17 protein-coding genes are annotated in these 22,048 nt (G+C 68.6%); 1 reads left to right on the forward strand and 16 read right to left on the reverse strand.

Features of this window, described 5'->3' with window-relative positions; genetic code table 11:
• Position 1: 1 nt before the first annotated feature.
• Entirely contained in the window at positions 2–2,722 is a 2,721-nt protein-coding gene (locus tag AC13GI_RS07175; RefSeq protein WP_482995919.1) for a bifunctional acetate--CoA ligase family protein/GNAT family N-acetyltransferase, read from the reverse strand.
• A gap of 135 nt (positions 2,723–2,857) precedes the next feature.
• Positions 2,858–4,228 (reverse strand): magnesium transporter, encoded by a 1,371-nt coding sequence (gene mgtE, locus AC13GI_RS07180; protein WP_099819869.1) that lies wholly within the window; start codon positions 4,226–4,228, stop codon positions 2,858–2,860.
• A gap of 343 nt (positions 4,229–4,571) precedes the next feature.
• Between mgtE and AC13GI_RS07185 the strand changes: the two genes are divergently transcribed.
• Complete coding sequence (locus tag AC13GI_RS07185; protein WP_099819870.1) at positions 4,572–6,350, forward strand: monovalent cation:proton antiporter-2 (CPA2) family protein; 1,779 nt, start codon at positions 4,572–4,574, stop codon at positions 6,348–6,350.
• Positions 6,351–6,470: 120 nt separating this feature from the next.
• Here AC13GI_RS07185 and AC13GI_RS07190 read toward each other — a convergent pair whose 3' ends face one another.
• From AC13GI_RS07190 to AC13GI_RS07255, 14 genes are all read right to left on the reverse strand, one after another.
• Positions 6,471–9,809 (reverse strand): ankyrin repeat domain-containing protein, encoded by a 3,339-nt coding sequence (locus tag AC13GI_RS07190; RefSeq protein ID WP_482995920.1) that lies wholly within the window; start codon positions 9,807–9,809, stop codon positions 6,471–6,473.
• Complete coding sequence (locus AC13GI_RS07195) at positions 9,802–10,062, reverse strand: YcgL domain-containing protein (RefSeq protein ID WP_176022324.1); 261 nt, start codon at positions 10,060–10,062, stop codon at positions 9,802–9,804. The genes AC13GI_RS07190 and AC13GI_RS07195 overlap by 8 nt, the downstream gene beginning before the upstream one ends.
• A gap of 159 nt (positions 10,063–10,221) precedes the next feature.
• The gene (locus AC13GI_RS07200; RefSeq protein ID WP_380653771.1) at positions 10,222–10,662 is read right to left on the reverse strand and encodes an excinuclease ATPase subunit; all 441 of its coding nucleotides are present in this window, start codon (positions 10,660–10,662) and stop codon (positions 10,222–10,224) included.
• 37 nt (positions 10,663–10,699) lie between these two features.
• The gene (locus AC13GI_RS07205) at positions 10,700–11,938 is read right to left on the reverse strand and encodes a beta-ketoacyl-ACP synthase (protein ID WP_482995921.1); all 1,239 of its coding nucleotides are present in this window, start codon (positions 11,936–11,938) and stop codon (positions 10,700–10,702) included.
• Positions 11,938–12,669, reverse strand: a complete 732-nt coding sequence (locus AC13GI_RS07210; protein WP_099819873.1) for a 3-ketoacyl-ACP reductase FabG2 — start codon at positions 12,667–12,669, stop codon at positions 11,938–11,940. The genes AC13GI_RS07205 and AC13GI_RS07210 overlap by 1 nt, the downstream gene beginning before the upstream one ends.
• Positions 12,666–13,124: a hotdog family protein gene (locus AC13GI_RS07215; protein WP_482995922.1), complete on the reverse strand. Its 459-nt coding sequence runs from the start codon at positions 13,122–13,124 to the stop codon at positions 12,666–12,668. Before AC13GI_RS07215 ends, AC13GI_RS07210 begins: the two co-directional genes overlap by 4 nt.
• Positions 13,121–14,308, reverse strand: coding sequence for a beta-ketoacyl-[acyl-carrier-protein] synthase family protein (locus AC13GI_RS07220; protein ID WP_482995923.1), 1,188 nt, complete (start codon positions 14,306–14,308; stop codon positions 13,121–13,123). The genes AC13GI_RS07215 and AC13GI_RS07220 overlap by 4 nt, the downstream gene beginning before the upstream one ends.
• Complete coding sequence (locus AC13GI_RS07225; protein ID WP_482995924.1) at positions 14,305–14,859, reverse strand: DUF3261 domain-containing protein; 555 nt, start codon at positions 14,857–14,859, stop codon at positions 14,305–14,307. The genes AC13GI_RS07220 and AC13GI_RS07225 overlap by 4 nt, the downstream gene beginning before the upstream one ends.
• On the reverse strand, positions 14,847–16,121 hold the full coding sequence (locus tag AC13GI_RS07230; RefSeq protein ID WP_380653787.1) for an NAD(P)/FAD-dependent oxidoreductase: 1,275 nt from the start codon (positions 16,119–16,121) through the stop codon (positions 14,847–14,849). The genes AC13GI_RS07225 and AC13GI_RS07230 overlap by 13 nt, the downstream gene beginning before the upstream one ends.
• Positions 16,122–16,183: 62 nt before the next feature.
• On the reverse strand, positions 16,184–18,529 hold the full coding sequence (locus tag AC13GI_RS07235) for an MMPL family transporter (RefSeq protein WP_482995925.1): 2,346 nt from the start codon (positions 18,527–18,529) through the stop codon (positions 16,184–16,186).
• Positions 18,522–19,151 carry an outer membrane lipoprotein carrier protein LolA gene (locus tag AC13GI_RS07240; RefSeq protein WP_482995926.1) on the reverse strand — a complete coding sequence of 210 codons (630 nt, stop codon included), beginning with the start codon at positions 19,149–19,151 and terminating at the stop codon, positions 18,522–18,524. Before AC13GI_RS07240 ends, AC13GI_RS07235 begins: the two co-directional genes overlap by 8 nt.
• The gene (locus AC13GI_RS07245; RefSeq protein ID WP_033832524.1) at positions 19,148–19,579 is read right to left on the reverse strand and encodes an acyl-CoA thioesterase; all 432 of its coding nucleotides are present in this window, start codon (positions 19,577–19,579) and stop codon (positions 19,148–19,150) included. Before AC13GI_RS07245 ends, AC13GI_RS07240 begins: the two co-directional genes overlap by 4 nt.
• Complete coding sequence (locus AC13GI_RS07250; RefSeq protein WP_482995927.1) at positions 19,566–21,116, reverse strand: HAL/PAL/TAL family ammonia-lyase; 1,551 nt, start codon at positions 21,114–21,116, stop codon at positions 19,566–19,568. Before AC13GI_RS07250 ends, AC13GI_RS07245 begins: the two co-directional genes overlap by 14 nt.
• A complete protein-coding gene (locus AC13GI_RS07255) occupies positions 21,106–22,047 on the reverse strand; it encodes an LpxL/LpxP family acyltransferase (protein ID WP_482995928.1) in 942 nt (313 codons plus the stop codon). The genes AC13GI_RS07250 and AC13GI_RS07255 overlap by 11 nt, the downstream gene beginning before the upstream one ends.
• Position 22,048 lies beyond the last annotated feature (1 nt).

Here is a 22,048-nt window from a genome sequence, read left to right on the forward strand (position 1 = left end):
TCTACAGCAGAGGCGCAGCGACTTCCACCTGCTGCACCGGCAACGTCACCATCATCACCGTCGGGTCGTCCGGGTCCAGTTTGGTCTTGAAGCCCAGGCTCTGGCACATCGCCAGCATGGTGCTGTTCTCGCGCAGCACCTGGCCTTCCACCACGTCCAGGCCCAGCCACTTGGCGTACTCGATCATGATCGCCATCAGGCGCCAGCCGATGCCATGGCCCTTCAGGTCCGAGCGGATCAGGATGCCGTACTCGCCGCGGTGATAGTCCGCATCGGCATGCAGTCGCACCGCACCGAGCATTTCACCGGTGCGCGGCTCAATGGCCACCAATGCGATCGAGCGCGCGTAGTCCAGCTGGGTCAGGCGGGCAATGAACTCGTGGCTGAAGTGCTTGACGGACTGGAAGAAGCGCAGGCGTAGATCCTCGTCACTGACGCGCGCGAAGAACGCGCGGAACAACGCATCATCTTCAGGCCGCACCGGGCGTACGAAGGCGCGACCGCCATCGGACAGTTCGATGGTGCGCTCCCATTCCTTCGGATACGGGAACACGGCGAAGCGCGGATGGCCACGCCCTTTGTGCAGGATGCGCGACGGCGCGACCGCCACGCGCGCGTCCAGCGCCAGGATGCCCTTGCTGTCGACCAGCAACGGGTTGATGTCCAGCGTGCGTACTTCGGGAATATCCGCTGCCAGCTGCGCCAGCTTGACCAGCGCCAGCGCCAGTGCGCGCTCGTCGGCCGCTGGCACATCGCCGTAGGCCTTGAGGATGCGCGAGGCGCGGGTCTGGCCGATCAGCTCGTGGGCCAGACGCAGGTCCAGCGGTGGCAGTGCCAGTGCCTTGTCGTTGATCACTTCCACCGCCGTGCCTCCACGACCGACCACGATCACCGGGCCGAACGTGGCGTCGTCGGCGATGCCGACGATGAGCTCGCGTGCCTTCGGGCGGACGATGGTCGGTTGCACCAGCAGGCCGTCAATGCGCGCATCCGGCCGCAGCTGCCGCGCACGGGCAAGGATCGCCTTCGCAGCGCTCTGCACCGCCGGCAGCGTCGCCAGGTTCAGGCGCACGCCATCCACTTCGGATTTGTGCGGAATATCGGGCGACAGGATCTTCAGCGCGACGGTCGCGCCACGCTCCAGCAGCGGTTGCGCCAGGTCCATCGCCTCGTGCGCATCGCGTGCGTGCATCACCGGCGCAGAGGGGATGCCGTAGGCCTTCAGCAGTTCATGGGTGGCCAGTGGATCCAGCCAGCCTTGACCGTTGGCCAGCGCGGCCTCGACCAGCGCACGTGCACGCACGGTATCCACGCTGAAGTCCTGCGGCAGGCTGGGCGGCGTTTCCATCAACGCGTTCTGTGCTTCGCGGTAACGCACCAGATGCTGGAAACCGCGCACGGCCTCGGCTTCGGTGGGATAGGTCGGCACGCGCGCTGCATTGAGGGTGGCGGTGGCCTGGTCGTCGTTGCCCAGCCACACCGCGAATACCGGCTTGTCGCGGTGATGGCGCGGGCGCAGGCCGAGCGTGCGGGTCAGCGCCTGCGCGGCATCGGCCGAGGAGGTGAACGCCGTGGGCACGTTGACCACCAGCACCGCGTCGTTCTCGTTGTCGGCCAGCAGCGCCTCGATGGCCGTGGCATAGCGATCACCATCGGCATCGACCACGATGTCGACCGGGTTGCTGCGCGACCAGCCCTGCGGCAGTACCGCATCGAGCTTCTGCACGGTGCTGTCGGACAGCTGCGCCAGCGTGCCATGCAGGGCAATCAGCTGGTCCACCGCCAGGTGGCCGACACCGCCGCCGTTGCTGAGGATGGCCAGGCGACGACCGGGGAAGGTACCGAGGCGGCCCAGCGATTCGGCCGCGGTGAACAGTTCGTCCAGCGCGCTCACCCGCAGCAGGCCGGCACGGTTGAATGCCGCGCCGTAGACATCATCGGCACGCGCCAGGGCCTGCACGTGGGTATCGGCGCTGCCCGGCTGCACCCGTTCGGCGCGGCCGGACTTCACCACCACCACCGGCTTGGCACGCGCAGCGGCACGGGCGGCCGACATGAACTTGCGGGCGTCCTTGATCTGCTCGACGTAGAGCAGGATGGCGCGCGTGCGGTAGTCGGTAGCGAAATAGTCCAGCAGGTCGCCGAAGTCCACGTCCATGGTGTCGCCCAGCGAAACCACGGCAGAGAATCCCACCGAGCGCGCCACGCCCCACTCCACCAGGGCCGCGGCGATCGCCGAGGATTCGGAGATCAGCGCGAGGTCACCGGCCTGCGGGAAATGCGCGGCAATGCTGGCATTGAGCCGTGCATGCGGTGCGATCACGCCCAGGCAGTGCGGGCCGAGGATGCGCAGGCCATGCGCGCGCGCGGCCGCCTCCACCCGTGCCCACGGCGAACCCGGGCCTTCACCCAGATGCGCGGTGAGGATGATCGCGGCCTGCACGCCACGTTCGGCGGCAGTGCGTACCACCTGCGGCACGATGGCGGCCGGCGCGGTGATCACCACCAGCTCTGGTACCCAGTCGAGGTCCTTCAAGCGTTTGACCGTGCGGATACCATCGATCTCGGCGTGGCGCGGGTTGATCCATGCCACCTTGCCGGGGAAGCCGGTGCCACGCAGGTTGCGCATCACTGCGCGGCCGGCCGAGCGCTCACGCGGGCTGCCGCCGATCACCGCGACCGACTGCGGACGGAACACGGACTGCAGGTGGTAGGTACTCATGCGCCTACGTTACACGGACCGGCGCTGCGGCGGCATGATCGTGCGCAGGAACCTGGCATCGCATCCACGCATGGCGTGGATCTACTACGCCGGCCAGGACCAGTAGATCCACGCCATGCGTGGATGACGCCCCCGTTACAGCAGGGTGCCGTGCAGGATCATCGCGGCGATGCTGAAGTAGATCACCAGGCCGGTCACATCCACCAGGGTGGCGACGAACGGGGCCGAGGCGCTGGCCGGGTCGAAGCCCAGCCGCTTGAGGATGAACGGCAGCATCGACCCGGACAGCGAACCGAAGGTGACGATGCCCACCAGCGCGGCGCCGATGGTGATCGCCAGCAGAATCCAGTGCTCGCCGTAGTCATGGAAGCCACCAAGCTGCCAGATCACGATGCGTACGATGGCCAGGCAGCCGAGGATGGCGCCGAGCACCATGCCGGTGGGCACTTCGCGCAGGGCCACCTTCCACCAGTCGCGCAGGCGCAGCTCGCGCAGGGCCAGGCTGCGGATCAGCAGCGAGGTCGCCTGCGAACCGGAGTTGCCACCCGAGCTCATGATCAACGGAATGAACAGGGTCAGCACCACCGCGCGCGCCAGTTCGTCCTCGTAGTGCTGCATCGCGCTGGCGGTCAGCATCTCGCCCACGAACAGCACGCTCAGCCAGCCGGCGCGCTTGCGCAGCATCTCGAAAAAGCCGATCTGCATGTACGGCTTGTCCAGCGCTTCCATGCCGCCGAACTTGTGCGCGTCTTCGGTGGACTCTTCGATCAGTGCATCGAGGATGTCATCGACCGTGACGATGCCAAGCATGTGCTGCTGCGCGTCCACCACCGGGATCGCCAGCAGATCGTGGCGGCGGATCAGCCGTGCCACGTCTTCCTGGTCCATCTGCGCATCCACCATCACCGGCGGATTGACCTGGGCCACGTCCAGGATCGATTCCTCCGGCAGGCCGGTGATCAGCCGGCGCATGGTCACCACCTGCTGCAGCTGTTGGGTGGCCGGGTCGAGGACGTAGATCGCGTACACGGTCTCGCGCGTGCGCTCGACCTGGCGGATGTGCTGCAGGGTCTGGGCCACGGTCCAGGTGGCGGGCACGGCGACGAACTCGGTGGTCATCAGCGCACCGGCGGTGTTCGGCGGGTAGCTCAGCAGCTTCTGGATGGTCTGCCGGGCTTCGTTGCCCAGCAGCGGAATCAGCCGCGCGCGTTCTTCTTCATCCAGCTCGTGGACGATGTCGGTGGCACGGTCGTCGGCCATCAACCCCAGCAGCGCGGCGGCGCGTGCCGGCGGCAGCGCGGCAACCAGTTCGCCACTGCGGTGCAGCTCCGGCGCCTCCAGCATCTTCACTGCACGCGGCAACGACAGCGCAGCCAGCGTCTCGGCGGCGCGCTGCAGTTCGAGCGTGTTGAGGAATTCCACCGCGTCGGCGGTGTTGTAGTTCGCCAGCGGTGCCGACAATGCTGCGGCATCGGCCACCGGACGCAGCAATTGCTTCTGGTTCATGGTGATTCGCCTTCATGGGGTGCGACATCGCGCAACGCCAACGCAGGCAAACCGTCCCGATGTCAGGCGGTGGCCATCGCTGGCGTCGACCGAGGTCGACTTCTACTGTCGCTGGACATGGGTTGGGGACTCTGGAGGGGTGTACTGACGGACATGCCGGCAGCGGCGGGCAGTCTGGACCGGCGACCGGTGCAGGTCAACCCGCAGCCGGTGACCGGGCGAGGGGCCCACTGCCGTTCTCGTGCGTACACAGCCGCGCGCGCATAATGGCCAGGTGGCCTCCGCCGCGCTTCCCCCCCGCCGAACGGACGCACAGCCGGCCTTCCGATGACCAGGTATTCCCATGCATAGCGGTGGTCTGGAACTGGCACTGGTGCTGCTGCTGGCCGCGGTGATCGCGGTGCCGGTGTTCAAGAAGTTCGGCTTCGGCGCGGTGCTGGGCTACCTGGCGGCCGGCGTGGTGCTGGGGCCGGATGGCCTCGGCTTCGTGCAGGATGCCGACCGCATCCTCGGCGCGGCCGAGATCGGCGTGGTGATGCTGCTGTTCGTGATCGGGCTGGAGCTGTCCCCTGCCCGGCTGAAGGTGATGCGGCGCTCGGTGTTCGGTGCGGGCGCAGCGCAGGTGGCGCTGTCCGGGCTGGTGCTGGGCGGGCTGCTGCTGCTCGATCACTTCCAGTGGAAGAGCGCGCTGGTGGTGGGCGTGGCACTGGCGCTGTCGTCGACCGCGGTCGGCCTGCAGCTGTTGTCCGAGCACAAGGCGATCAACAGCGACCACGGCCGGCTGGGGTTTGCCATCCTGCTGTTCCAGGACCTGATCGCCATTCCGCTGCTGGCCGCGATTCCGCTGCTGGGCGGGGTCAAGAACGAGACGCTGCGCTGGGAAGATGCGGCCGTCGCGCTGGGCGCGCTGGCGGTGGTGATCCTGTGTGGACGGCCGGTGCTGCGCCGCCTGTTCGGCATCATCGCGCGCACCCGCAGCCCGGAAGTGTTCACCGCTACTGCGCTGCTGGTGGTGCTGGGCACCGCCTGGTTCATGCAGGAAGCCGGCCTGAGCCCCAGCCTGGGAGCGTTCCTGGCCGGCGTGCTGCTGTCCGATTCGGAATTCCGGCACGAACTGGAATCGCAGATCGAGCCGTTCAAGGGCTTGCTGCTGGGCCTGTTCTTCATCGCCGTGGGCATGGGCATCGACCTCGACCGCATCGCCGCCGAGCCGTGGATGATCGCCGCGGGTGTGGCGATCCTGCTGGTGGTGAAGTTCAGCCTGCTGTACGCCATCGGCCGCATCGCCAAGCTCAGTTCGCGGCAGTCGCTGCTGCTGGGCAGCGTGTTGTGGCTGGGCGGCGAATTCGCCTTCGTGGTGTTCAACGAAGCGCAGCGTGCGCATCTGCTGGGCAATGCCAACCATGACCGGCTGGTGGCGATTGTCGGCCTGTCGATGGCGATCACCCCGTTGCTGATGATCGCCCTGCTGCGCCTGCTCGGCGAGGAGAAAGCCGCGCCACGGCAAGCGGCGGAGGCCGACAAGGTGGCGCCGGACAATCGCCCGAAGGTGCTGATTGCCGGCATGGGCCGCTTCGGCCAGGTGATCGCGCGCCTGCTGACCGCGCAGAAGGTGCCGTTCGTGGCGCTGGAAGCGAACCCGGACACCGTGGCCGACCTGCGCCGCTTCGGCAACCAGCTGTACTACGGCGACCCGACCCGGCCGGAGATGCTGCGCGCCGCCGGTGGCGAGCACATCGACGTGTTCGTGATCACCGTGGACGACCCGGAAACCAACCTGCGCGCGGTGCGCATGGTGCGCCGCCTGTACCCGGATGCGACGGTGCTGGCACGCGCACGCAACCGCCAGCATGCGTGGCGGTTGATGGACATGTCGGCCGAACCGTTCCGCGAAGTATTCGGTACCAGCCTGGAAATGAGCGGGCGCGTGCTGACCGCGCTGGGCGTGGCCCCGAACGTGGCCGAGCGCCATGTGCAGCAGTTCCGCGAACACGACGAGAAGCTGCTGCGCGACCAGTACCTGGTCTACGACGACGAGGCGGCGGTGATCCAGACTTCGCGCGATGCGCGCAACGACCTGATGCACCTGTTCGAAGCGGACGCGGAAAGCGACGACAAGTAGATCCACGCCATGCGTGGATGTTGTTGTTTCCGTGCGCGGCGATCATCCACGCATGGCGTGGATCTACTGCGTGGCGGGGTCAGAGCCCTTTCCGTTGGAAAGGGATCCGACCCCGGTCGGTCAGCCGTTGTCGCGCAGGAACCTGGCCATCGACGATACGCCCGGCACGCGCGGCTCGAACTCGGCGGCGACGTCGATGAAGCCGCGCATCACCGCGATCTCGCGCGGGCTGCGGTTCAAGCCATCGCGCGCTTCCGGATCGGCACCGGCGCGCAGCAGGCGCTGCACCAGCAGCGGCAACCCGTGCAGGGCGGCCAGGTGCAACGGGCCGAAGCCACGCGGGTCGCGCACGTCCAGGCTCACGTCTTCATCCAGCAGGCGCTCGACCGCGGCCATCACCACCTGCTCGTCGCAGGCGGTGCCCGGTTCGGCGCGCGCGCCCATCAGCAGCAGCAGCGGCGTGACCGCACCGGCGGCGGCCTGGTCCGGTTCTGCACCGGCCAGCAGCAGGGTGTCGAGCAGCGCCAGCAGGCGCGAACGGTCGCGCGCACTGAAGCCATACAGGGCGGCGCAGTGCAGCGGTGCCAGCTGCTGGGCATCGCCGGCATGCACGTTGGCACCGGCGGTGAGCAGGCGCGCCACGATGTCCGGCAGGCCCAGCGCCGAGGCCAGCATCAGCACGGTGACGCCGCCTGGCAGGCGGTGTTCGAGCTGCGCACCAGCATCAAGCAGGGCCGAGACGATCTCGACCTGGCGCATGCTGACCGCCGCCGACAACGGCGTCGCACCACTGGCAGCGGCATGCTGCGGATCGGCGCCGCGCGCCAGCAGCAGGTCGACCACGGCCAGATGGCCACCGCCGGCAGCACGCAGCAGCGCGGTGCAGCCCTGCGCATCGACGGCGTCGACGGCAAAGCCCAGATCATTCAAACGACGCACGGCATCGACATCACCGGCCATCGCGGCGGCCGGCAGATCGCCTTCGCGCAGGGTCCTGCGCGGCAGCGGCCAGACCCGCCAGTCCAGCCAGTCGGCCAGATCGCGACGACCGATCGACAGCGCCACGCCCAGCGGCGTCTGCCCATCTGCAGCACGCGCTTCGGGCGAGGCGCCGTGCTGCACCAGCAGCTTCAGGGCACTTTCGCGCGCCAGTGCGGTGGCCAGATGCAGCGCGGTCATGCCATGGCTGTCGCGTGCTTCACGGTCCACGCCGGTGGTGAGCAGGGCCTGCTGCAGGCGCAGCCAGCCCAGGCGCACGGCCAGTGACAACGGCGGATCACCGGCCGGCGAGGCAGCAAACGGATCGGCGCCGCGTTCCAGCAGTTCCAGCGCCAGCTGTTCCAGGCCACGCGCCGCCTGGTCGTGCTGCGCACAGGCGGCCAGGAAACGCGCCAGGCCACCACGGCCAGCCGGCGACAGGCCATGCTGCAGCATCACCTGCAGGGCCGGCACGGCATCGATGCCACGCGACAGCAGCGCGAACATCGGTGTATCGGCACAGGCGTCACGCACGTACGGATCGGCACCGTGGGCGAGCAGCCAGTCGACCGCACGCGGCTCCAGCGCCAGCTCCGGGTCGAGCAGCAGGCCACCCAGTTCTTCCGGCTGGCACAGCCTGGCCAGTGCGGCCATGCCATCGGTATTGCCGAACCCCAGCGCCTCGCGCAGCAGGGTCAACGGCGGACGATCAGGCAGCAGGCCGCTGGCACTGGCCGCCTCACCGCGCTCGGCCAGGCCATCGCTGACGGCGGCAGGCAACGGATAGGACGGATCCAGCAGGGCGACGATCGCCCAGCGACCGGCTTCGGCGGCGTAGTCCACCGCGCGTCGACCGGCCGGATCGCTGCCGTCGGCGGCGATGCCCAGTTCCAGCAGGCGCTTGATCAACAGCGGCGAAACGTCCTCGGCCATCGTTGCCAGCAGCACCGCGTTGCGGCCATCGGTGTCGACTGCAACCAGGTCGGGCTTGTGCGGCAGCAGGTGCTCGACCACGGCCGCGCGACCGGCACGGGCCGCTTCCAGCCACGGGGTACGGCCGAGCGCATCGCGCGCTTCCAGGTTGGCACCGGCGGCAAGCAGCACGCCGATGATGTCCACGTGGCCGGCCAGTGCCGCTTCATGCAGCGCGCTGCGGCGCTGGCGGTCACGCGCGTCGGCACGTGCCTTGTGCTTGAGCAGCAGCTGCACGCCGGCCGGATCATCGTCCTCGGTGGCGGCCGCGGCCAGCAGCACCGGGGTGCCGTCGGCCGGTTCGCTGCGCGCGCCGCGCTCCAGCAGGAAGCGCGCCAGACGCCAGTTGCCGACCTGGCAGGCTACCGCCAACGGCGACCAGCCATCACGGTTCAGTGCGTCGACTTCAGCGGCCGCGTCACGCAACAGCGCGGCCACGCCCGGGTCGGAACTGCGCGCGGCGTGATGCAGAGGCGTGTTGCCCTCGCTGTCGGTGGCGCGCGAATCGGCACCGTTGGCCAGCAGGGTCATCACCGCTTCCGGACGCCCATGCCAGCTGTCGCGGGTGGCGGCCAGCAGCGGGGTCATGCCGCGATGCGGCGCGTTCACATCGACGCCGCGGCCGATCAGCTCACGCAGCAGGCGCAGGTCCGGCAGGACGGCGGCGAGCACTGCCAGGCTGCGCTGGTCGCGCCAGTTCGGGTCAGGCAGGGAGTATGGATCGGCGCCGGCCTGCAGCAGCTGCAGCGCACGGTCGATACGGCCGTGGCGTGCGGCTTCGTACAGGGCCGGGGTCAGCTCCTGCGGCGCCAGGGCTTCCAGCGGCGTGGTGTCCACCACCGCGCTGAACAGCGTTTCGCGATCGACCGGCAGTTCCGCACCAAGCGGGCTGCGCAGCGACACCAGCGGCGCCTGCGCAATGCGCTGCAGCAGCAGGTGCAGCAGCGGCGACAGCAGCAGCACCGCCAGGGCCGACGGCCAACGCGCGCTTTCCGGCAGCAGGTCCGGCCAGGTCGGCAGTACCACCAGTGCCGCCAGGGCCATCACCAGGGCCGCCACGCCAAGACCACGCCAGGCGCTGAGGTCACGACCCGCCAGCGCCTGCCAATGCTGGGCCAGGCCACCATCGAGACGCTCGACATCGTTCCACAGCGGCCAGGTGCGCCATGCCGCCAGCAGGCCGGCGCTGACCAGCACGCTCAGGCCCAGCACCGCGGCCAGGCTGCCGCTGTCGCGCAGCGCGGCCAGCGGCCAGGCCAACAGCAGGGCCAGCAGCAACGGCGCGGCGGTCCACAGCGCCAGCAGGGCCGGCAGGTCCTGGCGGGCGATCACCTTCGGCGGCAGCAGCGCACGGCTGCGCCGCCACCACGAAATCCCCAGCGCGAACGCCGGTTGGGCCAGTGCCGCCAGCACCGCGCCGGGCAGGCCACCCAGCGCCGATCCCAGCGCCAGCAAGGCACCGACGGTGAAGGCCAGCGACAGGGCGCGGGATCGGGAAAGCTCAGTCATAGTGGCGCAGCATCATGCTGCTCACCGACGGCGGCACCTGCAGGTAGAACCCGCGCTCGGTCAGTTCGCTGCGCACCTTGGCCGGGTCGGCCTGGGCCAGCCGGCGCTGCGCGTCCAGGGTCACTTCCAGCACGAAGACGAGCGAACCCAACGACGCCGACAGCGGCGCAGGCAAAGCGCTGAAGTCATCGCGTCGGGCGAGATAGACGTAAGTGTCCGGCTTGAGTTGGCTTTTATAGACGTAGGCGTGCATGTCCACGGGACGATAACCCGGGAAGAGCCGTGATTGTGTCGGAAAGCCGACACCGGGGAAAGCCGTCACGCGACGATGGCGGCGTGATCGACGGCGTTTCCCCGGTGAGGTTCAGCAATGTGGCGATGCTGTTCAGCCAGCGCCACCGGTCGGCCGCGCTTACTTGACCTTGGCGTAGGTGCCCTTCAGGGCCACGCCGGCGACGAAGGTGCCGGCCCAGCACTCGTAGTTGGTCGCGCTCTTGAACTCGTTCTTCTTGTAGTAGCTGACGATGTCGACCACGGCGTTGGCGCCGCGCGACTTGGCACCGTCCTGCAGGGCCAGCAGCGCCGACAGGGCCACCCAGTTGCAGGCCTCGACGTCGCTCTTGTTGGCGGCGTTGGTCTTCTTGTTGGTCACGTCTTCGCCCAGGCGCTGCTGCACGCTGACCGGCTGGCCGGCCAGGTAGAAGCGAACGCTGCCGTCGATGCCGGCATCTTTGGCGGCCTGCGAACTGATCAGCTCGCGCAGGGACTGTTCGACGCGGGTATCGCGCGCCGAAGCGGTGGAAGTCAGGGCCAGCAGCGCGGTGGCAGTGGCGATCATCAGGGTGCGGCGCATCGGAACGTCTCCTTGTTGAGGTGCGGGTACGGCGGGATCACGCGCTCCAGCGGCGGAACACCAGCGAGGTGTTGATGCCGCCGAAGGCGAAGTTGTTGCTCATCACGTACTCGGCCTGCAGCTCGCGGCCTTGCCCGGTGATGAAGTCGAGCTGGCCGCAACGCGGGTCCACCTCGACCAGGTTCAGGGTCGGTGCGAACCAGCCGGCGCGCATCATCTCGATGCTCATCCAGGCTTCGAACGCACCGCAACCGCCCAGCATGTGGCCGACATAGCTCTTCAACGAGCTGATCGGCACGCGGCTGCCGAACACCTGGGCGGTGGCCTGGGTCTCGGCGATGTCGCCGTGGTCGGTGGCGGTGCCGTGGGCGTTCACGTAATCGACCTGTGCCGGTTGCAGGCCCGCGTCTTCCAATGCCAGGCGCATGGCCTGGGCCATGGTGTCGGCGCTGGGCTGGGTGACGTGCTGGCCGTCGCTGTTGGTGCCGTAGCCCACGATCTCGGCCAGGATGGTCGCGCCGCGTGCCTGCGCGTGCTCCAGATCTTCCAGGATCAGCGTGCAGGCGCCCTCGCCCAGCACCAGGCCGTCGCGGCCGGCATCGAACGGGCGCGGAGTGGTGTGCGGCGCGTCGTTGCGCGTGCTGGTGGCGAACAGGGTGTCGAACACTGCCGCGGCGGTGGCGTCGAGCTGCTCGGCGCCACCGGCCACCATCACCGTCTGCTTGCCGCTGCGGATCGCTTCGTAGCCGGCGCCCACGCCCTGGCTGCCCGACGTACAGGCGCTGGAGGTGGTGTAGACACGCCCGGACAAGCCGAAGAACACACCGATGTTGACCGGCGCGGTGTGGCTCATCATCTTCAGGTAGGTGGTGGCGCTGATGCCGTCGGTGGTGAACTCATGCAGCATGCGACCGAATTCGCCGGTGGCCTCGTGGCTGCCCGACGATGAGCCGTAGGCCACGCCGGTACGGCCGCTGCGCAGCACCGGGTGCTCGAACAGGCCTGCCTCACGCAGGGCGACCTCGGTGGCGCGCACCGACATGATCGCGACCTTGCCCATCGAGCGGGTGGTCTTGCGGTTGTAGTTCGGCGGCAGCTCATAGTCCTGCGCCGGTGCGGCCAGCTTGGTGTTCAGGCCCGCATACACATCCCATTCCGGCATCGAACGCACCGCGTTGCGGCAGCTGCGCAGATGGGCCTGGATGGTCGGCCAGTCGTGGCCGAGCGGACTGATGGCGGCGGCACCGGTGACCACCACGCGACGATCGGCGGCCATCAGATCATCCCCCCGTTGACCGAGATCACCTGGCGGGTGATGTAGCCGGCCGGCTCGGACAGCAGGAACGCGACCGTGGCCGCCACTTCCTCGGGACGGCCGACGCGGCCGGCCGGAATCAGCTTCAATGCGTGTTCGACCACTTCTTCGTTGAGCATGTCGGTCTCGATCAGGCCCGGGGCAACGCAGTTGACGGTGATCTGGCGGCTGGCCAGCTCCAGCGCCAATGCCTTGCTGGCACCGATGATGCCGGCCTTGGCTGCACTGTAATTGACCTGGCCCCGGTTGCCGGCCACGCCGGACACCGAGGACAGGGTGACGATGCGGCCCGGCTTGCGCCGCCGCACCATCGGCATGATCAGCGGATGCAGCACGTTGTAGAAGCCGTCCAGGTTGGTGTGGATCACCTGGTCCCAGTCGTCCTCGGACAGCGCCGGGAAGGCGCCGTCACGGGCGATGCCGGCATTGCACACCACGCCGTAATAGGCGCCATGTGCCTCCACGTCCGCTTCCAGCGCGGCGCGCGCGGCGGCACGGTCGGCCACGTCGAAGGCCAGCACGCGGGCCTGCTGGCCCAGTGCCTGGATCTCGTCGGCCACTGCCTGTGCTTCTTCCACACGGCTGCGGCAATGCACCACCACGTCGAAGCCATCGCGCGCGATACGCAGCGCAATGGCCCGGCCGATGCCCCGGCTCGCGCCGGTCACCAGCACGCTTCGATTTCCTGTCATGCCTGTCCACTCTCCAGATAGGCCATCGAGTCGGCCGGTTCGAACACCGACACGTTGGCAACCGCCCATTCTTCCTCGCCTGCCAGGATGCGGCAGGCGAACATCCCTAATCCATTGTCGCCCAACAGTTCGCAACGCGCCTGTACCTGCAGGCGGGTGCCGCTGGGGAAGCTGCTGCGCGTGCTGGCATAGCGCCGGCTGCCGAGCAGGAAGCCCAGCTGCGGCGGGTTGCCGGCCGTGCGCGCACGGCAGCCGGCCCAGGCGGCGATGGCCTGGGCCATGTATTCGATGCCGACCCAGGCCGGGACCGCTCCGTCTTCGATGAACAGGCCGGCCTCGGGCACCACCAGTTCCGCCTCGATGCTGTCCTGGTCCCAGCGCAGGATGCGGTCCAGCAGGCACATGTCCTGGCGGTGCGGCACCACCTCTTCGATTGCATACAGCGGCAGGTTCATCGGCGCTCCAGTGCCAGCACGGCATTGCTGCCGCCGAAGGCGAACGAATTGCTCAGCACACGCCGCGGCAGCTGCTGCAGGAAGGTCGCCGGGGCGACCAGCGGCAACGCCGGCAGCGCCGGATCGGCCACGCCGTCCCACCAGTGCGGCGGCAGCTGCTGCTGCGGATTCTCGGCCAGCAGGATCCAGCACAGCGCCGCTTCGATCGCACCGGACGCACCCAGCGTGTGGCCGGTCAGTGGTTTGGTCGAACTGGCGGGCACATCGGTGCCCAGCACCTGCGCCACCGCCAGGCTTTCCATCGCGTCGTTGTGGCCGGTCGCAGTGCCATGCAGATTCACGTAATCGACTTCCGAAGCCGCCCAGCCGGCACGCTGCAACGCCTGCTGCAGGGCATCGATGGCGCCCAGGCCCTGCGGGTCCGGTGCGGACATATGGTGCGCGTCGGCCGACTCACCCCAACCGGCCAGGCTGACCGCACCCGGTTCGCGGGTCAGCAGGAACAGCGCGGCGCCCTCGCCGATGTTGATCCCGCAGCGATGCTGCGAGAACGGATTGCAGCGCACGGCGGAGACCGATTCGAGCGCGCTGAATCCAGCCACGGTGAACCGGCACAGGGAATCGGCACCACCGGCGATGACCGCATCGACGACGCCCGAACGCAGCATGCGCGCGGCCGACATCAACGCCTTGGCGCTGGACGAACAGGCCGTCGACAGCGTCCAGGCGGGGCCCAGCGCACCACTGCGGGTTCGCACGAACTGCGCGGCGGTGCCCATTTCCTGCTGTGCGTAGTCGAACCCGTCGGGCCAACGGCCGTGCTCGGCGCGGGTACGCAGCGCCTGTTCGGATTCGCCAATGCCCGAGGTGCTGGTACCCAGCACCACGGCCACGCGTTCCGCACCGTAACGGCTGATGGCATCGGCAACGGCCGGCGCGATCTGCGCCAGGGCCACGTCCAGCAGCGCATTGTTGCGTCCCCGCAGGGACACCGGCAGTGCTTCCAGCGTCGGCAGCGGACTGTGCACCTCGCCCAGCGCCAAGGTGCGACCTGGCAGCAGGCTGGCGTTGTCGCTCAGCCCGCTTGGCGCATCAGCGAACAGCGCAGCGGCGACCGCGGCGCGACCCTCGCCCAGTGCGCAGACCACGCCGAGGTCGTTGAGGAAAATGGGCGCGCTCTTCATGGCTGGCCGGCCATGTCGATCGATTCGATGCGCAGCGTGTAGCCCTCGGCGCGGTTGTCCAGTTGCACGCTGCCATCGGCCAGGCGCTGCAGCTGCAGCCACACGGTGCCGTCGCGCGACAGGCTGCGCTGGCGGCCGTCATCGCTCACCCGCCAGCCGGCCGGCAGCGCGGCGGCAATCGCGGCGGTGGGCCACAGCGCGAACTGCAGATCGTCCAGCACGCGCTCGGCACGCACCTGTGGCGGCAGCCAGGGTGCACGCTGCTGGGTCAGCTGCTGGCCGTCCCACTGCAGGCGCACGCCGGTCTGGCCCATCGCCTGCACGGCCAGCTGCACCTGCTGCGCGTCGGCTTCCAGCAGCGCGTCCAGGTCACGCTCATGGCTGCCGAAGCGGAAGTGCAGCTGCTGCTGCAGGGCCAACGGCGCCGGCAGGCTGGATGGTGCCAACCGCAGCGGCGGCAGTTCGACCAGCGGCCGCGGCATGCGGCTGGCACAGGCGGCCAGCAGCAGGCACAGCAGGACCGCAGAAAGGCGGGCAATCAGGCGCTGCACAATTCCTCCAGCACACGCATGCGGCGGCCACTGTCATCGGCCACATACGGATTGTTGGTGTCCCAGGCGTAGCCGGCCAGGATGGAGCTGATCATGTCGCGCACCTGCGGCTGCTGGTTGGGGTGGTAGATGATCTTCTGGAAACCGCCCTGGTACCAGCTTTCGACGAAGCGGCGGAAGGTTTTCACGCCGGCACGCAGCGGAATCGAGAAGTCGCGTTCCCAGTCGACCGTTTCACCCGCGTAGCGGCGCTTCAGGCATTCGCTGGCCAGCTGCGCGGATTTGAACGCGATGGTGACGCCGGAGGAGAACACCGGATCGAGGAACTCGCCGGCGTTGCCCAGCAGCGCATAACCCGGGCCCCACAGCGAACTGACATTCGCCGAATAGCCGGTGATGCGGCGCACCGGCAGCACCGCCCACTCCGCGTTGGCCAGCAGCGAGGTCAGGTTCGGGTCCTCGCCGACGATGGCCTGCAGCTTCTGCAGGTCGTCGCCTTCGTAGCGTTCGAAGAATGACGGCTCGGCCACCACGCCCAGCGAGCAGCAACCGTTGGAGAACGGGATCGTCCAGTACCAGACGTCGATATGCTCGGGATGGGTGGTGATCAGGATCTTGTTGCGGTCGAAATCCGCTTCGGCCGGGATGTTGTCACGCACGTGGCAGAAGATGGCGCCACGCACCGGGAAGTTGGACGGCGATTCCAGGTCGAGCAGGCGCGGCAGCAGGCGTGCGAAGCCGGAGGCGTCGAGGATGAAATCGGCTTCGATGCGGTACTCGCTGCCATCCGGGCGGCGCACGTTCACCACCGGCTGTTCGCCCGGCTCGACCGCCAGCACTTCGTCGCCGAAGCGCAGGGTCGCGCCCATGCGCTCGGCGCCGCGCGCCAGCACGTTGTCGAAGTCGGCGCGCTGCACCTGGTAGGTGGTGCCCCAACCCGGCGAGAACTTCTTCCTGAAGTCGAACGCGGTGCGCGCGTCCCCGTGCACGAAGGCCGCGCCGTTCTTGTACTGGAAGCCCGCCTCGACCACGTCCTGCAGCAGACCCGCCGCTTCGATGTATTCCATGCTCTGCGGCAGCAGGCTCTCGCCGATGGAGAAGCGCGGGAACTGCTGGCGTTCCAGCATCAGCACCTTGCGCCCCTGCTGGCGCAGCATCGCCGCAGCCACCGAACCGGCCGGGCCGGCGCCGATGATCAGGATTTCGGTACGTTCCACGTCTTCGTGGCTGGAAGAATCAGCGGCATCCACAGCAGTAGTCATCGGTGCGTCCTTGTTGCTCGATCAGGTGGAAAAGCGGAGGAATCGGAATGAAGCGTGTCCGTTCAGGCCGGCGGCACGTCATGCGGTGGCGGCCGGAACAGCGGCGAGATCAGCCAGACCAGGCCGATGCCGAACAGCAGGGTGAGCCCGAACGCGCGCAACGCGGGTGTCTGCGAAAGACCCAGCAGGCCGAACGACAGCCACGTGCTGGCCGCACCCACGCAGACCGCCAGCCACGCACTGGCATCGCCGCGGTGCTCGATCAGGAAGATGCCGTAGTCGATGCCCATGCCCAGCAGCAGCATCAGTGCCAGCACATTGAACAGCTGCAGCGGCTGGCCGAACAGACCGAGCAGGCCCAGGGTGAGCGCACCGGCGACCAGGGTGGGGGCGAACACGCGCCAGGCATGGCGCCGATAGCGCAGCCACAGGGCGCCGAACACCAGCACGATGCCAACCAGCAGCAGGCCACCCATCAGCTTGCGGTAATGGCCCAGCAGCTGCGAGAAATCAGCGGTGCGGTCGACCCAGCGCACGCCGTCCAGGCCTTCGGCAGCGCCACGCAGGGTGGCCAGCGCATCGGCACGCGACAGGTCATCGACCATCACCACGCTGATCATCTGCCCGCCTACGTTGCCGACCCACAGGTGGCGGAACGGCTGCGAAGCCGGCGAGGCGAGGAAGGCCTCGGCGCTCAGCGGCGCCGCTGCGAATGCAGGGCGCTGCAAGGGCTCACCCACCGCTTCGCCGACCGCGGCCAGCACACCCGGTTCCACCCGGGCGGTCAGCGCCGCATCGGCCTGCTGTCGCGCGGGCGATGGCAACCAGTCGCTGATCGCGCGGTAGCCGCCGATGCGCTTGTCGTGGGTCAGTTCACGCAGGCGTTCGGTCAGTGCTTCTTCACGCTGCAACAGCTGTGCGGCGTCACTGCCCTGCACCAGGTAGAACTGCGCCGGGCTGGGCATGCCCAGCAGCTGGCTGAGGCGGATCTGCTGGGCCATCAGCGCCGGCGGCGACGATTGCAGGCTGCGCAGGTCGTCGTTGCTGTGCAGGCGGGCGATGCCGATGGCCGACACCAGCGCGGCCACGCCAAGGAAGATCGCCACCGGGCGACGCCCGTGCAGGCGCGGGAAGCGCTCCAGCGTATTGCCCAGCCACTGCGCGAAGCGGGTGGTTCGGATCTCGCCGCCGTCCAGCCACGGGAACCAGAAGATCACCGTGAGGAAGGCAGCGGCCAGACCGACCACCGAGAACAACGCCATCTGCCGCAGGCCGGGGAACGGCGCCAGGCCCAGTGCCAGGTAGGCCAGCGCGCTGGTCAGCAGCGCCAACCACAGGCCCGGCAGCAGATGCCGCAGCAGCTTCCAGCGGCGGTCGGCCGGTTCGGCCTGGCGCGAAGCAAACCAGTGGATGCCGTAGTCCTCGGCCACGCCGACCAGCGAAGCACCAAACACCAGGGTCAGCACATGCACCTTGTCGAACACCAGCACGGTGACCGCCAGCGCCACACCACAGCCGATCAGCAGCGAGGCGGCGACCAGCAGGATCGGCCGCAGCGAGCGGAACGCCAGCCACACCAGAAGCAGCACCGCCGCCAGCGAGCCCCAACCAATGGTGTTGATCTCCTGGTTGGCCTGCACCGCGGCGGCTTCGGCATGCAACGGCACGCCGGCATGCAGGATCTCCAGACCTGGCGCAGCGGCCTTGGCCGCTTCTCCGGCGCGTTCGAGCAGGCCATCGAGATGGCGCTCGCCATCCAGCCTGAAGGCCGAGCCCGGCGTATCGAACTGCAATGCCGCCCAATGCTTGCCCTCGGCCTCAAGCAGACCGTCATCGCCCAGGCGCAGCCCGGAGCCCTGGGCCTGCTGCTGCCACCACTGCGGCCACAGCGACAGCGGATCCTGCCGCCACTCGGTCAGGCGCGGCGCGCCCATCGGGCCGTACAGCGCGCCCAGCGCCTGTTCGGCCAGCGCAGCGGGTTCGGCCTGTTGCAGCTGCTCGCGCTGGGCCGGGGTCAGCAGGCGGTCGCGGTACGGTGCGTAGAACGCTCGCGCGTCATCGAACCAGCCTTCGATCGAACCACTGGGCACCAGCAGCGCGCTGTCGGCATCACTGGCCATTGCCGCAGCGAACGCCGCCTGCGCGCGCTTGGCAGCGGCTCCGTCGGTGCTGCCGAGCAGCACCACCACCTGCCGCGAGCTGCCATCGGCGATGCGCCGGGTGACGTCGCTGAGCAGGCGGTCGTGCGCGTCCTGCGGCAACAGGGCGAGGATGTCGGTGTCGATCCGCGACTCCTGGCTCCACAGGCGCCACTGCTGCGCGCCCAGCACCAGCAACAGCAGCAGCCAGGCGATGCCCAGCCAGTGCCACCAGCGGCGCAGGCGATCCGGTGCGGCGCTGTCACTCAAAGCGGCGCGCCTCGTCGGCGTTCAACGTTGCCGGAGCCTCGCTCAGCGCAGTGAACTGGATGCGGGTGCGATCCTGGTTGGCTTCGATGATCTCGACCTGGCGCACGTAACGGTCGCCCTGCAGTGTCAGCGACTGGAAGGCCTTGGCCAGCATCGCCGACTTCGGCGTCAGTTTCAGACGCCAGCCCTGCCCTTCACGCGTGGCCTGGACGTTGAACTGGCTGGACAGTGCCTGCACGTCACCGCTCAGCAACGCGAACATGATCGCGTTGACCGAGCGCATCGCCGGCTGCTGGCGCGCGTCCAGCTCGACGCGGGTGCTGCCATCGCGCTGGCGGCTGAGGATGCGGTCGGCGGTGACCACCACCTCGGACGGGAACGGCTTGAGCGTGGACCAGATCACGCCATGCTTGCGCGCGACCACGAACTGGCCCTGCGAGCGCAGCGGGTTCTTGAAGCCGCTGACCTGCTTTTCCTGGGTGAACTGCCCGCGCAGCACGTCCGGCCGGGCGACGGCCTGGGTGATGGCATCGACGGCGGGATCGGCGGCCTGCAGCAGCGGCGCGGCAACCAGCAGCAGCGCGCACAGCAGCACGCGCGGAAGACGAAGGATTCGGATCACGGGGCAGGCACTCCAAGACGCTGCCACAGCACCGGCGGGCACTGGTACAGCATTTCCTTGCTGGCCGCGTCGACCGCGACCTGGATGGTCATCGCGCGGGTCAGCACCTGGCCGCTTTCCGCATCGAGGATCTCGTATTCGATCTTCAGCCGGTTCTCCCACTCGACGATGCGCGAGCGCACGCGCAGCGCCTGCCCGAACAGCAAAGGCCGCACGTACTTCACCCGCGCATCGACCACCGGCCACAGGTAGCCCGATTCGAGCATCTGCGGATAGTCGTAGTCGTAGCGCTTCAGCAACGCGCAGCGCGCGATCTCGAAGTACTTGAAGTAGTTGCCATGCCAGACCACGTTCATCGGATCGCAGTCATGGAACGCAGGGGCCAGCTCAATTTCGCCGACCAGTTCGTTGCCTTCATTCACCGACATACAGCTCCCAGCGTTGCGCGCGGATCTCCACCAGCAGTTCCCGCAGTTCGCGATCCAGCGCGCGGTCTTCTTCGACCAGGGCGATGCGCTGCCCCAGGTCGGCGTACATGTCGGCCAGACTGCCATGCAGCTGCGCGTTCATGCCAACCCGTTCGCGCAGTGCCAGCCCCTGGCGGGCGGCGATCAGCATGGCCGCCACCACCTGTTCAGTCAGTTCGATCACGCGCAGGCAGTCGCGCGCGGCGATGGTGCCCATGCTGACCTTGTCCTGGTTGTGGCATTCGGTGGAGCGCGAGAACACGGAGGCCGGCATGGTCTGCTTCAGTGCCTCGGCTGTCCATGCGGAAACGCTGATCTGCAGCGCCTTCAGGCCATGGTTGATCGCCGCACGCGGGCCGGTCGCCGCCGACAGGTTGGCCGGCAGGCCATGGTTGTAGCGGGCATCGACCACCAGCGCCAGCTGCCGGTCAAGCAGGTCGGCGATGTTGGCCACGGTGTTCTTCAGCGTATCCATCGCCAGCGCGATGTGGCCGCCGTAGAAGTGGCCACCGTGCAGGATGCGCTCGCCGTCGGCATCGATCAGCGGGTTGTCATTGGCGCTGTTCAGCTCGGTTTCGATCAGCTGGCGCAGGAACGGCAGGGTGTCTTCCAGCACGCCGATCACGTGCGGCGCGCAGCGCAGCGAGTAGCGGTCCTGCAGGCGCTGCTCGTTGCGCGGCGGGCGCTCGCTGTGCAGGTCGCTGCGCAGGCGCGCGGCAATGCGCGACTGCCCCGGGTGCGGCTTGGCGGCGAACAGGGTTTCATCGAAGTGGTGCGCGTTGCCGTCGCTGGACAGCACGTTGAACGCGGTCAGGCGCGTGGCCATGCGTGCCAGGTAGTCGGCGCGCTGCCAGGCCAGGCAGGCCAGGCCGGTCATAACCGCGGTGCCGTTCATGATCGCCAGGCCTTCCTTCGGCCGCAGCTTCAGCGGGGTCATGCCGATCTTCGCCAGCACCTCGGCCGCCGGCTGCACGCGGCCGTCGTGCAGCACCTCGCGTTCGCCGCACAGCACGGCTGCCACGTACGACAGCGGGGTCAGGTCGCCACTGGCGCCCACCGAGCCTTCGGCGGGAATCAACGGCAGCACATCGTGCTGCAGCAGCGTGGCCAGGCCTTCCAGCAACGGCACGCTGACGCCGGACATGCCACGCACCAGCGAGGCCAGGCGCGCTGCCAGCACGGCACGGGTCTCGGCCGGGTCGAGGTAACGGCCCAGGCCGCAGCCATGGTAGGTGTACAGGTGGTGCGGCAGCTCGGCGACCAGTGCCGGCGGAATGTTCACCGTGCACGAATCGCCGTAGCCGGTGGTCACCCCGTAGATGACGCCATCCTCGCGCAGCAGGCGGTCGAGGAAGTCGGCACCACGCTGGATATGGGCGCGGAACGCCTGCACATCGCTCAGCGCGGCCTCGCATCTGCGCTGGGCCAGGGCGACCACGTCTTCGATGGTCAGCGGTGCATCGCCGAAACGGCACACGGGTACGGCGTCAATAGTCATGAGGAGCCTGATCCCAGAAGGGGAAGAAATTGAACCAGTCCAACGGGGACTGGATGACCTGGAGTTCCAGCCAGTGCGCGAAGCGCTGCGCCTGTTCGGCCAGTGCGGCATCGCGCGAACCGCGCGGCAGCACCACGCGCTCGGCGAACTGTTCGAAGGCCACCCGATAGCCGTCGCCCTGGTGCAGGCACGACATCGTGTAGACCGGGCAGCCCAGCGCGCCCGCCAGCACGTAGGCGCCGATCGGGAACGGCGCACGGTGGCCGAGGAAATCGGCCATCACGCTGCGTCCGCCCTGCACCGGCACGCGGTCGCCGACGATGGCGACGAAGCCACCGGAGGCGACCTTTTCGGCGAGCATCACAGCCGTGGCCGGGCCCATTTCGGTGACCTGCACCAGCTCCACCGCAGCCAGCGGGTCCAGCCGCTGCAGCAGGCGGTTGAAGCGCTGCGCGTGCGCGGTGTGCACCAGCACGGTGATGCGGAACCCCGGCACCTGCTCGGCCAGTACCTGGCACAGTTCCAGGCAGCCGATGTGCGCGGTCAGGATCAGGCCGCCTTCGCGGCGCGCGATCTTGCCCAGCACCAGGTCGCGCTGCAAGCGGATGCGCTCGGGCGGATAGCGGCCGCCAAGGCCCAGAATCTTGTCCAGCATCGTGTCGGCGAAGCTGAAGAAATGGCGCAGGCTGTCGCGCCGGGTCGGCGCATGGCCAATCGCCCCGGTATGCGCCTGCAACCGCTGCAGATACTGCATCGAGGCCTGGCGGCCGACGCGGTTGCCGAGCCAATGGCAGGCCACCACCGGCCACACGCACAGGCGGAACGGCCAGCGCCCGAACCAGCGATGTACCCAGCACAGGAACAACACGCCGGCCACCGAGGTGGACTCGCCGATATCGGCCCAGTGCGGGGCGCTCTGCGCGCGGCTCATC

This window comes from Stenotrophomonas sp. 82F1 (assembly GCF_056861525.1).